This window comes from Comamonas sp. E6, assembly GCF_001010305.1.
GTDB lineage: Bacteria > Pseudomonadota > Gammaproteobacteria > Burkholderiales > Burkholderiaceae_C > Comamonas > Comamonas thiooxydans.
The window spans coordinates 1-15,226 of sequence record NZ_BBXH01000012.1 but is presented as its reverse complement, the minus strand read 5'-3'; the positions used below and the strand labels follow the sequence as shown (position 1 = coordinate 15,226).

10 protein-coding genes are annotated in these 15,226 nt (G+C 63.6%); 3 read left to right on the top strand and 7 right to left on the bottom strand.

Translation table 11 applies throughout. The features are described from left to right. Position 1 precedes the first annotated feature (1 nt). Complete coding sequence (locus tag CSE6_RS11085) at positions 2–2,236, top strand: phosphocholine-specific phospholipase C (protein ID WP_193751118.1); 2,235 nt, start codon at positions 2–4, stop codon at positions 2,234–2,236. Positions 2,237–2,311: 75 nt separating this feature from the next. Continuing rightward, positions 2,312–3,643 carry a D-serine ammonia-lyase gene (locus CSE6_RS11080; RefSeq protein ID WP_083994720.1) on the top strand — a complete coding sequence of 444 codons (1,332 nt, stop codon included), beginning with the start codon at positions 2,312–2,314 and terminating at the stop codon, positions 3,641–3,643. Between the two features lie 13 nt (positions 3,644–3,656). On the opposite strand, the gene CSE6_RS11075 is transcribed toward CSE6_RS11080, so the two are convergent. The 6 genes from CSE6_RS11075 to purU all read right to left on the bottom strand — a co-directional run bounded on the left by CSE6_RS11075 (position 3,657) and on the right by purU (position 11,691). Further along, the gene (locus tag CSE6_RS11075) at positions 3,657–4,919 is read right to left on the bottom strand and encodes a sorbosone dehydrogenase family protein (protein ID WP_045838801.1); all 1,263 of its coding nucleotides are present in this window, start codon (positions 4,917–4,919) and stop codon (positions 3,657–3,659) included. A gap of 14 nt (positions 4,920–4,933) precedes the next feature. After that, entirely contained in the window at positions 4,934–6,481 is a 1,548-nt protein-coding gene (locus tag CSE6_RS11070; protein ID WP_034404478.1) for an FAD-linked oxidase C-terminal domain-containing protein, read from the bottom strand. A gap of 138 nt (positions 6,482–6,619) precedes the next feature. Then, the gene (locus CSE6_RS11065; protein ID WP_059440547.1) at positions 6,620–7,741 is read right to left on the bottom strand and encodes an ABC transporter substrate-binding protein; all 1,122 of its coding nucleotides are present in this window, start codon (positions 7,739–7,741) and stop codon (positions 6,620–6,622) included. A 156-nt stretch (positions 7,742–7,897) separates the two neighbouring features. Then, complete coding sequence (locus tag CSE6_RS11060; RefSeq protein ID WP_034404472.1) at positions 7,898–9,817, bottom strand: UvrD-helicase domain-containing protein; 1,920 nt, start codon at positions 9,815–9,817, stop codon at positions 7,898–7,900. A gap of 98 nt (positions 9,818–9,915) precedes the next feature. Further along, positions 9,916–10,818 (bottom strand): LysR substrate-binding domain-containing protein, encoded by a 903-nt coding sequence (locus CSE6_RS11055; RefSeq protein ID WP_012840040.1) that lies wholly within the window; start codon positions 10,816–10,818, stop codon positions 9,916–9,918. 24 nt (positions 10,819–10,842) lie between these two features. Further along, positions 10,843–11,691, bottom strand: coding sequence for a formyltetrahydrofolate deformylase (gene purU / locus CSE6_RS11050; RefSeq protein ID WP_003068559.1), 849 nt, complete (start codon positions 11,689–11,691; stop codon positions 10,843–10,845). A gap of 51 nt (positions 11,692–11,742) precedes the next feature. On the opposite strand from purU, the gene CSE6_RS11045 reads away from it, so the two are divergent. After that, positions 11,743–14,445, top strand: a complete 2,703-nt coding sequence (locus tag CSE6_RS11045) for an EAL domain-containing protein (protein WP_059440546.1) — start codon at positions 11,743–11,745, stop codon at positions 14,443–14,445. 25 nt (positions 14,446–14,470) lie between these two features. Here the strand turns inward: CSE6_RS11045 and CSE6_RS11040 are convergent. After that, on the bottom strand, positions 14,471–15,226 hold a 756-nt coding region (locus CSE6_RS11040), incomplete at its 5' end, for a ChaN family lipoprotein (protein ID WP_059440545.1).

Genomic DNA, 15,226 nt, shown 5'->3' with positions numbered 1-15,226 from the left:
CATGATTTCGCGACGCAACCTTCTGCAGGCCGGCAAGAACGCCGCCTTTTCCGCTGCCGCACTGGCGGCCTTTCCGCCCAGCATCCGCCGTGCGCTGGCCATTCCGGCCAACAATGTCACGGGCACGGTCATGGACGTACAGCATGTGGTGATCCTGATGCAGGAAAACCGCTCCTTCGATCAGTACTTCGGCACACTCAAGGGGGTGCGCGGCTTTGGCGACCGGATGACGATTCCCGTGCCCAACGGCCGCAAGGTCTGGCAGCAGGAGCGTGCCAACGGTACGGTCATCACGCCCTACCATCTGGACGGAACGGCCAACAACGCGCAGCGCGTTTCCGGCACCCCTCATTCCTGGCTGGACAGTCAGCAGGCCTGGGACAACGGCCGCATGTCGCGCTGGCCCGTGGCCAAGACGGACACCTCCATGGGCTATTTCAAGGAGCAGGAGCTGCCCTACCAGTTCGCGCTGGCCAATGCCTTCACGATCTGCGATGCCTACCACTGCGCCATGCACACTGGCACCGACGCCAACCGGTCATTCCACATGACAGGCACCAACGGTGCCATACCGCAGAACGTGGCCTTCGTGAATAACGAGTGGGATGCCATCAACGGCGTGCCCAGCGACGCCAACACCGGCTACACATGGAAGACTTATGCCGAGCGGCTGCAGGAAGCCGGGGTGAGCTGGATCAGCTACCAGAACATGCCCGACGAGTGGGGCGACAACATGCTGGGGGCGTTCCAGAACTTCCGCAGAGCGAATCTGGCCTCCGGCTTTCCGGTCTCCAGCGGCGGTGCGCCCAATGCGCCGTATACCAACACCGGCCAGGCCTTGCCCTACCACGCCTATGATGCTGCCGGCGACAACGCTGCCAACCCGCTGTACAAAGGCGTGGCCAACACCTTGCCTGGCAACAAGCCCGAGGAATACCTGGACGCCTTCAAGCGCGATATTCGCGAAGGCAAGCTGCCCCAGGTGTCCTGGGTCAATGCACCGTCCATCTATTGCGAACACCCCGGCCCATCCAGCCCGGTGCAGGGCGCCTGGTTTCTGCAGGAGGTGCTGGACGCGCTGACGGCCAATCCCGAGGTCTGGAGCAAGACCGTGCTGCTGGTCAACTTCGACGAGAACGACGGCTACTTCGACCATATGCCTTCGCCCTCGGCGCCATCGCAGAACGCCGACAAGACCTATGCAGGCAAGACCACGCTGCCGGAGGCCGATCTGCAGGCCGAGTACTTCACGCATGGCGCGCCGGTCGGCAGCCGCAGCCAGCCCGCCCCCGATGGCCGTGTCTACGGTCCCGGGCCGCGCGTTCCGCTGTATGTGATCTCGCCCTGGAGTCGTGGCGGCTGGGTCAACTCGCAGGTATTCGACCATACGTCGGTGCTGCGTTTTCTGGAGGCACGCTTTGGCGTGAAGGAACCCAATATCAGCCCGTTCCGTCGTGCGGTATGTGGAGATCTTCTGAGCACCTTCAACTTCAAGACGCCGAACAACGAGACCCTGCCCGTGCTGGCTGGACGATCCACACGCGATGTCGCCGACCAACTGCGTGCCGATCAGCAAAAGCTGCCCGCCGTGCCGGTGCCGCGCGATATGCAACTGCCTTTGCAGGCGGTCGGTACGCGTCCCTCGCGGGCCTTGCCCTACGAGCTGCACACCAGTGCGCGCTGTCAGGCCAACAGCCAGGTGGAGCTGGTGTTTGCCAACACCGGTACACAGGCGGCCGTCTTCCATGTCTATGACCGCTACAAGCTGGATCGCACGCCGCGCCGCTATATGGTGGAAGCGGGCAAGACGCTGGCCGATACCTGGGATGCCGTGCGCGACAATTTCGGCAAGTACGACCTCTGGGTGCTGGGCCCCAACGGTTTTCACCGCCACTTCAAGGGCGACCTGAATCGCCTGGGCAGTACACAGGCTGCCCCCGAGGTGCGTGTCTGCTACGACATCGCCAATGGCAATGTCTACGTGGATCTGATGAACAAGGGCGCTCAGGCTGCGGTGTTCACCATCACACCCATGGCCTACCTGAGCGACGGTCCATGGACGGTTAGCGTTGCCGCTGCCGCCAGCGCCGAGAGGCATTGGGAGCTGAAGGCCAGCGGCCAGTGGTATGACTTTGCCGTAACCTGCAACAGCGATCCGGCGTACTACCGGCGCTTTGCCGGCCGCGTGGAAACCGGTCAGCACACGATCAGCGACCCGGCCATGGGCGAGGTATAGCGACCATGCGGAGCCTTTGCTGACCTGTCTGGCATGCACCATTGGCCCTAATATGGCGGTCTTGTATGACGATGGATGCCTGCCATGACTTTCCCCGCACTGCGCGACCTTGTTGAAGACCTGCGTCATGCCCGGCCCGCGCTATGGGCCGGGCGCAGCGAAGGGGCTCGGTCCACGCACTCTATAGACGCAGCTCAGGTTCAGCAGGCTGTACAGCGTTTTGAACGTTTTGCACCCTTGCTGGCGCAGCTGTTTCCAGAGTTGCAGGTGTCTGGCGGACGTATTGAGTCGGCGCTGCTGCACGTGCCGCAGATGCAGCAGGCTTTGCAGCTGCCCGAGCAACTGGGTCGGCTCTGGCTCAAGGCCGATCACAGCCTGCCAGTAGCGGGCTCCATCAAGGCACGCGGTGGCGTGCATGAGGTGCTGGAGTATGCGGAGCAGATCGCCTTGCAGCATGGCCTGCTGGCCGATGGCGACTATCTGCAACTGGCCTCCGATGCTGCGCGTGCGGTGTTCGCCAGCTACCAGGTGGCGGTAGGCTCCACGGGCAATCTGGGCCTGTCGATTGGCGTCATGGCTTCGGGCCTTGGCTTCAAGGCAACGGTCCATATGTCTGCCGATGCCAAGGAGTGGAAAAAGCAGCGCCTGCGAGCCCGTGGCGTGCAGGTGGTGGAGCATGCCGGCGACTATGCCCAGGCCGTGGCCGCAGGCCGCGCGCTGGCCGACCAGGATGTGCACTGTCACTTTGTGGATGACGAGCATTCGCTTTCGCTGCTGCTTGGCTATGCGGCGGCGGCTCCGTACCTGGTCGCGCAACTTGCAGAGAACGGGATTGCCGTGGATGAGGCGCATCCTTTGTTTGTCTATATTCCCTGCGGCGTTGGGGGTGCGCCCGGCGGCGTGGCGCTGGGTCTGCAGCAGGCATTCGGGCCGCATGTGCATTGTTTTTTTGCCGAGCCCGTGCAGTCGCCCTGCTTCATGGTGGAGATGCTCGCTGGTGCTGCAGCGCTGCCTGGTCTGGAAGCCCATCCTTCGGTCTATGAGCTGGGCCTGAACAACCAGACCGAGGCCGATGGCCTGGCAGTGCCGCGTGCATCGGAGCTGGCTGCCGACGTGGTGCGTGGCTTTCTCGGCGGAGTTTTCACGGTGGAGGACGAAACCCTGTTTCGCCATCTGTGCCTGTTGAAGGATAGAGAGGGGCTGCAGATCGAGCCATCGGCGGCCGCGGGATTTGGCGGTCCGCGGGCCCTTTTGGAGAGTGTTGCGGGTCAGGATTATCTGCAGCGCCAGAAGCTGTTGCCGCACATGGCAAACGCCACACATATTGTCTGGACCACGGGCGGCCTGTTTGTCCCCGACGAGGAGTACGCGAGGTTTCTGGCGCGTGGACGCGATCTGCTGAACTGAGCACCTTACCTGATTACCTGGGTCTTGGCGCCGTGCCCGCTTCACTCATTAGCATCAGCAGGCTGCGGTTGAAGTCCTCCACCACCAGCAGGCGGCCCGCATGATCGAGGCCGATGCCCGTGGGGCGCCCGCCGGGGCGCAGACCGGGCCTGGCGTCCCAGTTGCTCAGCCATTGAATGGGTTTGCCAGAGGGCCGGCCCTTGTCGTCGCGCGCAAAGCCCACGAGGCGTTGACCGTCTGCGCGCTGGCCGTGCCAGGCCACCAGCAATTGCCCGCCAAATGCGCTGCCCACAGGCGTGGCCAGCATTTGCAGCGGAGCCACGTGGGCGGGCCAAAGCATATGCGGTGCCTCGGTCTTGCTGCAGTCAAAGCGCTTTTCATAACCCTGTGCGTTCTGGCGTGCGCCTATGCAGTAAGGCCAACCGTAGTCGGCACCCGCGCGCAGCAGGTTGAGCTCCTCCGGCGGTTGCCTGGGGTCGCGGTAGTCGATATTGTTTTCGCCTTGCCAGACGGTACCTGCCGCAGGGCCGTCGGGCATCACGGCCAGCGCCATGGAGTTGCGCAGGCCGCTGGCAAAGGGGTTGAATTCCTTGACGGGCTGCTTGCCGGCCTGCAGCACCATGCGCCAGACGGCAGCGCGCGGCATGGCCGCGCTGCGCTCGGGGCAGGGCACGGCTTGCTTCTGGTCTTCACCCCGGCAGGCATCGGTGGCCGATCCCATATTGACGTAGAGGCTGCCGTCCGGCGCAAACGCCAGCTCCTTGAGCAGGTGCGCACCGTCGGCCGGCAGGCCGCTGGCCAGCAACTCGGGCTGAGGTGTCTGTCCGAGTGAAGGCACTGCAGCGCGCCATATCTTGTCGGCCTCGCCGATATAGATTTTTCCGTCCGGACCGCGCGCCATACCCGAAGGGTAGTTGAGCTTGCTCAGCAACACTCTTGCTTCGACGGCCCTGGCCGTGGTGTTGGCATTGGCGGGAGTCGCCGCGTCTGGCGGCAGGCGCAGTTCGATCAGCTGGCCCACCTGGGGCATCCAGTTGCCCATGTCCAGCACCCAGATACGGCCCGGCTCAATCTCCAATACGCGGCGCGGAAAGCGCAGCCCATGGGCATCGTCGGCTATCAACCCTACGCAGGTGCCCGAGGGACTGGTGATGGCCAGGCGTGGATAGATACCACATTTGCCGGTGGAGGCATAGCCGCGTGCATGCGCACCTGGGCTGGCAGCCATGAGCAGCAGCGCAGACAGTCTCAGAATCAACCTGTATTTGCGCTGCATGGCTCTCCTGGCGGCTAAAAGCGCGGCAGATCGGGGTGGGCAATCTGTCCGCCGCGCACCAGCATCTTGCCGTACTCGGCGCAGCGGTTGAGCGTGGGAATCACCTTGCCGGGGTTGAGCAGCGATTGCGGATCAAACGCCGCTTTGAGCGCGAACATCTGGGCGTTCTCAGCCGTTGTGAACTGGGTGCACATGCTGTTGAGCTTTTCCACGCCCACACCATGCTCACCCGTCACCGTGCCGCCCATGGCGACGCTGGTTTCCAGAATGTCGGCGCCGAACAGCTCGCAGCGGTGCAATTCGTCGGGGTTGTTGGCATCGAACAGGATCAAGGGGTGCAGATTGCCGTCTCCTGCATGGAACACGTTGGCGCAGCGCAGCTGGTATTTCTTCTCCATCTCCTGAATCGCCAGCAGGATGTCGGCCAGACGCTTGCGCGGAATGGTGGAGTCCATGCACATGTAATCGGGGCTGATGCGGCCGCTGGCGGGGAAGGCGTTCTTGCGCCCGCTCCAGAAGCGCAGACGTTCTTCCTCGCTTTCGCTGACGGTGATGGCCGTGGCACCAGCGTGGCGCAGAACTTCGCTCATGCGGGCGATCTCTTCCTCGACCTCCTCGGGCGTGCCGTCGCTCTCGCAAAGCAAAATGGCTTCTGCAGTGAGATCGTAGCCGGCGCGCACAAAGTCCTCCACGGCGGCCGTCATGGGCTTGTCCATCATTTCCAGTCCGGCGGGAATGATGCCGGCCGCGATCACCGCAGCCACTGCGTCGCCCGCTTTGCGCACATCGTCGAAGCTGGCCATGATGCAGCGCGCCAGCTGGGGCTTGGGCACGAGCTTGACCGTGACCTCGGTCACCACGGCCAGCATGCCTTCGCTGCCTATCATGACGGCCAGCAGGTCCAGACCGGGGGTGTCGAGTGCATCCGAGCCGAACTCGACGGGCTCACCTTCGATGCTGAAGCCTTTGACCTTGAGCACGTTGTGCACCGTGAGCCCATACTTGAGGCAGTGCACGCCGCCCGAGTTCTCGGCCACATTGCCGCCGATGGTGCAGGCGATCTGGCTGCTGGGGTCGGGCGCATAGTACAGGCCGTAGGGGGCAGCGGCTTCGCTGATGGCGAGGTTGCGCACGCCGCACTGCACCAGGGCTGTACGGCTGTAGGCATCGACCTTGAGGATTTTGTTGAATTTGGCCAGCGACAGCGTCACGCCCATGGGGTGAGGCATGGCGCCGCCCGAAAGCCCCGTCCCCGCGCCACGTGCAATGACGGGTGCTCCTATGGCGTAGCAGGCCTTGAGCACGGCCTGCACCTGAGTATAAGTCTCGGGCAGGCAGACCAGCAGAGGGCGCTGGCGGTAGGCCGTCAGTCCGTCGCACTCATAGGGCGTGGTGTCTTCGCTCTGATAGAGCAGGGCATGCGCCGGCACATGGGGGCGCAGTGCCTCCACCACCTCGGCCTGGCGCCGGGCACGCTCGGACTGCTCGGGCGGGTGGTGCGCGGCGTTGGCCGCGGCGCTGGAGGTGGCGACGAGATCGGTAAAAGTGCTGGCGAACGTCATGCCTGCAAATGTAGGGGATGCGCCCGCGCATTGGTGTGAGCTTTATTGCAAAGCTGCTTGAAATGCTTTGCGATGATGATGATATTTGCTCTTTAAATAATAGCTATTGATGATTGATGAATAAGACTTGGAATTGATTTATTCCCTGAAATGGCCGCTCGCATCAATCATGGTCAACCCCACATAGCTGGAGCCGGTGTGCGGCGGTGTGAAGCGCAGATGCATGGCGCCGTAGCGAATCTCGCCCATGGCGTCGAGGGCGGCCAGCAAGCCCGCTCGATTGTTTGAGGGTGCAGCTTTACGCAGCGCGTCCAGCAGGGTTCGGGTGTTGAGAAAGACTTCCAGGCCCAGATAGGAGGCAGGCGGCATGCCGCTGTGGTCGAGGAGCAGCTGGTAGTCCTTGATGGCCGGAACCGCGCCCTTCCAGGGACTGGGCACCAGGGTGGTGAAGGCAATGCCGCGTGTATAAGGGCCCAGCCCTTGCACCACCGCACGGTTGGCCTGGGCGGCCAGGTTGTAGAAAGGCGCCGTGACATGAGCCTGTCTGGCCATGGTGATCAGACCTATGGTGGCAGGGGCGCCCGCCAGCACGATGACGCCTTGAAGATCGGGCAGGGCGGCCAGCTGTCTGGCCAGGTCCGGGGTGTTGCTGCCCGATGCCTCCACGGGCAGAGTTGCCGCGGCCTTGAGATCATTGGCTGCAAAGGCGTTCAGGGCGATCTGCAGGCTGTTTTTACCGAAGCCGTCGTTCTGGTGAACGATGGCGATCCGCCGCAGACCTATGGTCTGCATCTGCTGCAGCATGGCCGCGACTTCTGCCTGGGTGCTGGCGCGCAGCGGATAGATGAAACGGCCCGGCTGCTGGCGCATGCTGCCGGCTCCGGCAATCACGCCCACCAGGGCCGTCTGGCCTTGCTGTACCTCGGGTTGCATGGCTGTGCAACTGGCCGTTCCCCAGCAGTTGAGCAGGGCCAGGGCTCCTTCCTGGATCAGTTGGCGTGCATTGCTGGCGGCGCGCTGTGGCTCGTAGCCATCGTCCAGCACCTTGAGTGTCAAAGCTTTGCCGCCCAGGCCTCCCTGCTTGTTGAATGCCTCCACCTGCGCCTGCATGATGCTCATCCCTTCCTTGCCGGCCTCGGCCTGCGAGCCTGACAGTGGCAAGCTGGCGCCTATGGTGAGCTTGTTCTCCTGCGCATGCAGGGTCAGGCTGGTGGTGATGCTGGCGGCCAGTAGCCAGGCGCAGCGCGATGGGGTTTGCATGGGTCTCCTCCTCGTTGTTGTGAGCCCATGGTGGGAGGACTGCAACAAGGGTGGGAGAGGGCAACTGTGGCCATGTCGGCTGGGGGCGACGTTATGGTGTTTTGACCCACTTGTGAGATACGGGCTTGATCTGCATCGCCCCATGGCCTTGCGTCGTCATTTGCTCTCCAGTATCCACAGGCGCTTGCTGGCGCGGGTCATGGCGACGTAGAGCATGTTGCGCTGTGGGTCGCTCGCATTGGGCGAGAAGTGTCTGGAATTGACAAAGGGCACGGCCACATACTCGTATTCATGGCCTTTGCTGCGTTCTACCGTGAGCAGTTGCAAGCTGGGTTTTTCATGGCGCTGATGCTGCGCGATGCTCGACTGGACCATGAGGCTGAGGCGACCCAGGAATTCATCGACGGAAAGCCCGGCGCAGATGCGCGACAGCGCTTGCAGGCTGGCCAGGCACTGGCGCAGTTCGTCCTGGCTGATGGGGGCCTGGGCGAAGAACTGTCGCAACAGAGGGTGCTGAAGCAACTGCCCCGCATCGGCGCACTGGTCGGTGGTCAAGGCCAGCAACCGGGCACAGGGGGAGTCTGGTGCGATGTAGGCGGCGAGGAAGCGGCGCATGGCGGCTTGCTGTCCCATGAGTTCGGCGGCAATGCGCAGCGTGTCGGACTCCGGCGGGGCGTCGCCCAGTGCAGTCATGTCGAACAGGCCGTTGGCCAGCAGATCCCGGTCGGGCGGGCTGGCATGGCGCACATAGCGCATCAGACCTTCGGCAGCGCTGCTCAGAATGCCTTGCGAGAGCAGCGCACCGCCGCTGCAGCCCTGCATGGCCCACAGCATGGCCAGCACCAGGGCGATTTCGCGGCGCTGGTAGAAGCGCTGCATGCCTTTGCAGGCATAGTGCACGCCCTCGTGGGCGAACAGCCATTCGAGCAGTACCGAATCTTCGGGCGAATGCAGGATGACACGCAGCACGGCCGGCGGGTCCTGCGGTTTGCGGGGCTGGCGGGCCACTGCGGCATGAATATCCAGCAATTGCCGGGCGCAGTCCTCGTCATCGCCACGGCGATGTTCGAACCAGGCCGAGGCATTGCGGTAATGGGCGTCGAATTCCACGCCGAAGAGCTGGTTCAGTTCCTGGCAGATGACGGGGCCGAAGCGATAGGTCGTGTTGAGCGTGGCCTGGCCGGTGCCCGCAGGCAGCTCCTGCAGGATGCGCTGGGCGCTGTCGCCAAAGATGGAGGAGGCGCCCGGCAGTATGTGCTGGTTGAAGTCGCCGACACCGATGAAACGCCCGTTGCCGCGCGCCAGATGGCGCAGCACCAGCAGCGCGGCTTCGTCAAGGTCCTGCAGTTCGTCGAACAGCACGGCGTCGAAGCGACCCTGCAGCAGCGGGAAGCCGGCATCGAAGTCCAGTGCTGCCAGCTGGCAGGCCAGCGCGTAGGTGCAGTCGCCGGGCGCATAGAACAGCGGCTCCTGGGTGGGGCCTGCGCGTAGCCGCTCATAGCTGCGCAGCAGCCGGTACAGGCCGTAGTCCAGAGCGTTGTCGCGGCAATATGCCAGCGCGCTGAGGCCGCTGTCGTCGATGTCGAGTTCCAGCATGCACTGCTTGGCCTGGGCCTCGAAAGCGAGGAAGGCGCTGATGTCCAGAGGCCGTGCGAAGTAGTCCGCCAGCTCGGGTATGTCGAGCTCGGCATGCCGTTCGGCCTCTTGCGACAGCGCTTCATGCGCCTGCTGGATGAGCAGGTTCTTTTCCAGGCTGGAGGAGAGCATGGGGACAGGGTCGCCCTGCTCTTCGAGTAGGCGGGCGCAAAAATGCTCCAGAGTGAGCAGATGCAGGCCTTCGAGGCGCACGGCGGAGATCCGGTCCAGGCGCGCCTGAATGGCCTTGATGCCGGCCTCCGAGTAGGCCAGCATCAGCACGTTGCGCGCGCCCTGGGCGCGGATCAGGTCGGTGGCCTTGATGGCCAGCGTAGTCGTCTTGCCTGTGCCGGCCAGGGCGCGGATGAGCAGCGAGGACGCTTCGCTGTTGAGGGCCTGGTTCTGGTCAAGGCCGGGGTACAGCCTGGGCTGCAGGTTCATGCAGTGGGTGCTCCATCTTCGTTATCCATCGAGCTATCCGTGCAACGGCAGGGACTGCGAGCAAGAACTGCGCCGCCGCGAAGCCGCCGGGTTGCCGCTCAGCCCATGGCCTTGCGCAGCCACTCTGCGAAGGCCGCACATTCCCAGCGGTCCATGATGCCGGTCTTCCAGCACAGATAGTGTGCGTGGGGACTGGGAGCATCGACATCGAAGAGGCGCACCAGCGTACCGTTTTCCAGCCAGGGCGCACCGAGCTTATGGCGTACCAGTGCAATCCCCATGCTGGCCGATGCGGCGTCGCACATCAGACCGATGTCGTTGAACTGCGAGCCTTCGTTGGGCTCGGCCATGTCGAGGCCGGTCGCGGCAAACCATGTGCGCCAGGGCTCCAGCGGGCTGCGCAGCAGCGGCATGCCTTCCAGGTCGTCCGGGCGCTCGAACGGGCCATGTTCGCGGATGAAGCTGGGCGAGGCCAGCGGCGTGACCGTGTCGCGGGCCAGCTCGATATGCTCCACATCGGCATAGTGGCCGGCGCCGAAGCGCACCATCAGGTCGGCATCCTCGCCGATCACATCCAGCAGCGGAATCGACACCTGCAGCGCAATGTCTATCTCGGGATAGGCTTCGGTGAACTGGCGCAGGCGCGGGATCAGGATCACGCGCGCAAAGGTGGGGGTGACGGCCAGCTTCAGGCGTCTGCGCCCAGGCGAGGCTGACGCTCCTGGAAAGCGTTGCAAGGCGCCCAGGCCTTCACGCACATGGGCCAGATAGGAGCTGCCGTCCGTGGTCAGCGAGAAATCCGTTCGGCCGAACAGGCGAGCTCCCAGAATCTGCTCCAGCTGCTTGACTCTGTGGCTGACGGCACTGGGCGTTACGCACAGCTCCTCCGCCGTCAAGGTGACCGAGCGCAGCCGCGCCAGAGCCTCGAAGGTGAGCAGGCACTGTATCGGCGGAATCCGCCTGGCCGTAATGCTGTTCAAGGCGCCGGGGCTGCGGGTCATACAATCAATCCCAAGCCCAGGGATTTAGCGGAACACAACGGTCTTGTGACCGTTGAGAATGACGCGGCGCTCGCTATGCCACTTCACGGCACGGGCCAGAACCTGGCTCTCGGTGTCGCGGCCGCGGGCCGTCAGGTCTTCCACGGTGTCGGTATGGTCGGCGCGTGCCACGTCCTGCTCGATGATCGGGCCTTCGTCGAGGTCGGCCGTCACATAGTGGGCGGTGGCGCCGATCAGCTTCACGCCGCGGTCATGCGCCTGGTAGTAGGGCTTGGCGCCCTTGAAGCTGGGCAGGAAGCTGTGGTGGATATTGATGGCGCGGCCGGACAGCTTTTTGCATAGGTCGTTGGACAGCACCTGCATGTAGCGTGCCAACACCACCAGCTCGGCGCCTTCTTCCTCGATGATCTCGTACTGGCGCTCTTCGGCCTGGGCCTTGGTCGCGGCAGTCACGGGAATGTGATGGAAGGGGATGTTGTAGCTGGCCGCCAGCTGATAGAACTCGCGGTGGTTGCTGATGATGGCCTTGATCTCGATGGGCAGCAGGCCCGACTTCCAGCGGAACAGCAGGTCGTTGAGGCAGTGGCCTTCCTTGCTGACCATGATGACGGTCTTGATGCGCTCGGCCTTGGAGTGCAAACTCCACTGCATTTGATATTGATCAGCTAATTCGGCAACGGATGCCTTTAAAGAGGCGGCGTCTTTGCCATCGCAGGCAAACTGCACGCGCATGAAGAACAGACCGGTTACCGGGTCGTTGTACTGCGCTGCTTCTTCAATATTGCCGCCTTGCTCAAGCAAGAATCCGGAAACGGCATGCACCAGGCCCAGTCGGTCTGGGCAGGATAAAGTCAAAATATAGGCTTGGGTCATAGCTCGGCAATTGTCGCAGCAAGGCGAGGACCCTGCGGACAAAGGAAATTCATGAAAAGCGAGGAGGGGCATTTCCCGCTCACACCCTGGGTGATTGTCACCCTCTATTTGTGCGTGGGGATGCTTTGGTTGGGGGCGCAGGCGGGCGTGCTCGGCTATTTTGATGTATCGCTGAATCGACAGTCGCTGCGTTGGCAGATAGGCCTGTTCATTGTTTGGTTGCTGGCGACAGCGCTGGTTGCACTTTGGTTCATGCAGCGCAAGGCGCGCGCCGACCAGCGTGGCCGGGAGACGGCGCAGGAGCTGGAGCTGGTGGTGCGCCACGCACCGGCCGGCATGGCTCGCGTGCATGTGGGCGGTGCAGAGATTGTCTGGGCTAATGCCAAGCTGGCGGGTTGGCTGGGCTGTAGCGTCGAGTCGCTGCGCGGTCAGGATTTTCGTGTTCTGGTGCCTGTGAATGACCAGGACGAAGTTGCTCTGCAGCTGCAGCGCCTGCTGGACGGCAGCACCGATTACTTCCAGGTGCTGCGCCAATGCGTGAATGCCTGCACCGGCAAGGTTACGCCCGTGCTGTGCACCACCAGCCGCGTGGCGGCTTCGGGTGTGGACGGGCCGGTGGCCCTGGTCTGCGTGCTGCAGGATCTCAGCGAGATGGTGAGTGCGCGCAACGCCATGATGCGCAGCGAGACCATGCTGCGCCTGGCGCTGGAGGGCAGCGGCAATGGCGTGTGGGAGTGGGACGCGCTCGAGCAGCGGCTGAACTTCTCCACGGGCATGAGTGCCTTGCTGCGCTATCAGGGCCAGGATCTGGCCCGCGAGTTCGATTTCCATCAGCGCCTGCACCCCGAAGATGCCGCAGGTGCGCGTGCCCAGGCCGAGCAAGCACTGGAGCAGGGCAGCATGCTGGTGCTGACGGCACGTCTGCTGTGCTTTGACGGCCTGTATCGCTGGTTTCGCGCACGCGGCCAGGCCTACAAGGATGAGAGCGGACGCCTGATACGGATCTCGGGCCTGCTCTCCGACCAGACTGCGAGTCGCGAGGCCGATGAGCGCAGCCGCCTGGCTTCCACGGTGGTGGACAACACCATCGAGGGCGTGGTGGTGACCGATGCACACAGCCGAATTCTCTCGGTCAACCACGCGTTCACCAAGCTGCTGGGCTTCAGCGAAGCGGAAATGCTGGGCAAGACGCCGCGCATGTTCAAGTCCGGCCGACATGACAAGGCTTTCTACGACGCCATGTGGGCCAGCATGCATGCCACAGGGCACTGGCAGGGCGAAATCTGGAATCGACGCAAGAATGGAGAGGTCTTTCCCGAGCGCATGTCGCTGAGCGCGGTCAAGGATGCCAACGACAAGGTGACGCATTACGTCTGCATGTTCACCGATATCTCGGCCGAGAAGGCGCGCGAGCAGCAGCTGGAGTTTCTGGCCCATCGCGACACCTTGACCGGTCTGCCCAACCGCTCTCAATTCACGCGCATGCTGGGCGAGGCGGTGGAGCTGAGTCAGAGCACCAACCGTCGCATGGCTGTGCTGCTGTTCAATATCGACCGCTTCAAGGACGTGAACGACAGCTATGGCCACTCCATTGGCGACGAGGTGCTCAGGCATGTGTCTGTGCAGATGCAGGGTGCTTTGCGGCACGGCGATATCATTGGCCGCCTGGCGGGCGATGAAATCTGCGTGGTGGCGCAATCCATTTGCGGTCGCGACAGCGCGGTGGACGTGGCCGAGCGCCTGATGGCAGCAGCCGGCCAGCCCTGGACCACGCCAGATGGCCTGTCGGTGGTGGTCAGCGTCAGCGCAGGCATCTGTCTGTATCCCGACCATGCATTGACAGCCGACGATCTGCTGCAGGGGGCCCATGCAGCGGTGTATGGAGCCAAGGCCAGAGGCTCCAATGCCTGGTGCTTCTTCCATGAGAACATGACCCAGGCCGCCCGCGAGCGTCTGGCGCTGGAGGCGCGCTTGCGCCGTGCGCTGGAGCTGGGCCATATGCGTCTGTATTACCAGCCACAGATTGAACTGGCGACGGGGCGACTGGTGGGGGCTGAAGCCTTGTTGCGCTGGCTGGACCCTGAGGAAGGCCTGATCTCGCCGGCCCGTTTCATTCCCGTGGCGGAAAACTCGGGCGTTATCGGCCCGCTGGGCCTGTGGGTGCTGGGTGAGGCCTGTCGTCAGGGCCAGCAATGGCGCGCTGCCGGTCTGCCCGATCTGACGATTGCGGTCAATGTCTCGCTGCATCAGTTTTTGCTGACCGATATTGCCGGGGCTACGGCCGATGCGCTCAACAAGTCGGGTTTCCCGGCCAGCCTGCTGGAGCTGGAAATCACCGAAAGCGCACTGGCCGAAAAGCCCGAAGAGGCGTTGGCCGTGCTCAACCGTCTGCGCGAGCTGGGCCTGCGCCTGGCCATCGATGACTTTGGCACCGGCTATTCCTCGCTGGCGCACCTCAAGCGTTTTCCGCTCGATCTGCTCAAGATCGACCAGGGCTTTATCCGCGACATTCCGCACAGCGCGGACGATATGACCATCAGCAGCTCGGTCATTGCCCTGGGTCATGCCATGGGTCTGAAGGTCCTGGCCGAAGGCGTGGAAACCCAGGAGCAGCTGACCTTCCTGCAGCAAAAAGGCTGTGACTACTTTCAGGGCTATTTCTGCAGCCGGCCCTTGCCGGCCGAGGACTTCACGCGCCTGCTGGAAAAGACGCGTGAGGGGCAGCCGCTGGTGGCTGTCGCGACCGCGGGCTGAGGATCACCAGCGCTGCAGCAGCCCGTCAAGACTTGGGCGCAGGTCTGTTCTTCCACTGTTCGCGCAGTTGGCTGCATTGGTCTTCGGAGGCGTTGCCCTCCAGCGTCAGCAGCTTGTCTGCCTTCATGGCGATAGCAGTCTGCGCCTTGTCTGATTGGGCTATCGCCACCTTTTGCTTGAAATCGCCGGGCAGCCAGGTCGGCACGCCGATATCGCTGCGCACATGGCCGCGGCCCGCCACCAGCAGCACGCTTTTGCCGGTCTGGCCCAGCTCGCGCACCGCTGTTTCAGTCACTCTGGCCATGGATTCATCGCGGGCCAGCTGAATTCGGGCCATGGGCGCGAACTGCGATTCGGGCAGCAGGCCGCAGTGGCCGTCCTTGATGGCCTCGAGCTGCAGCTGCCAGCCAGCAGCCGGCAGGTGTCCGTCGTAGCGGGACTCGCCCATGGCCTGCTTCATCCGGGTACGTGGCAGATTGCCACCGAGCACGGGTACGCCGGCTTTCACGGCAGCCATCACCACCGGGCCATAGTCTTGCCAGGGCCAGCCGCCCGGGCCGCCGCCCTGAGCCCATTGCAGAGCAGCTTTCACCTCCTCATCGCTGGCCGATGCGGGCAGGCTCCGGGTGCTGCCGCCTGCAGGGGCCATCTCGACCACCAGGGCAGCGAGCCTGCCTTGCGCTGCCAGGTGGCGCACGGTAGCGGCTTCCCACTGATGATGGGCGATCTGGTCATGCTGCTCGCCGAGCAGAATGATCGATGTTCTGGCCCACTGCCCAAG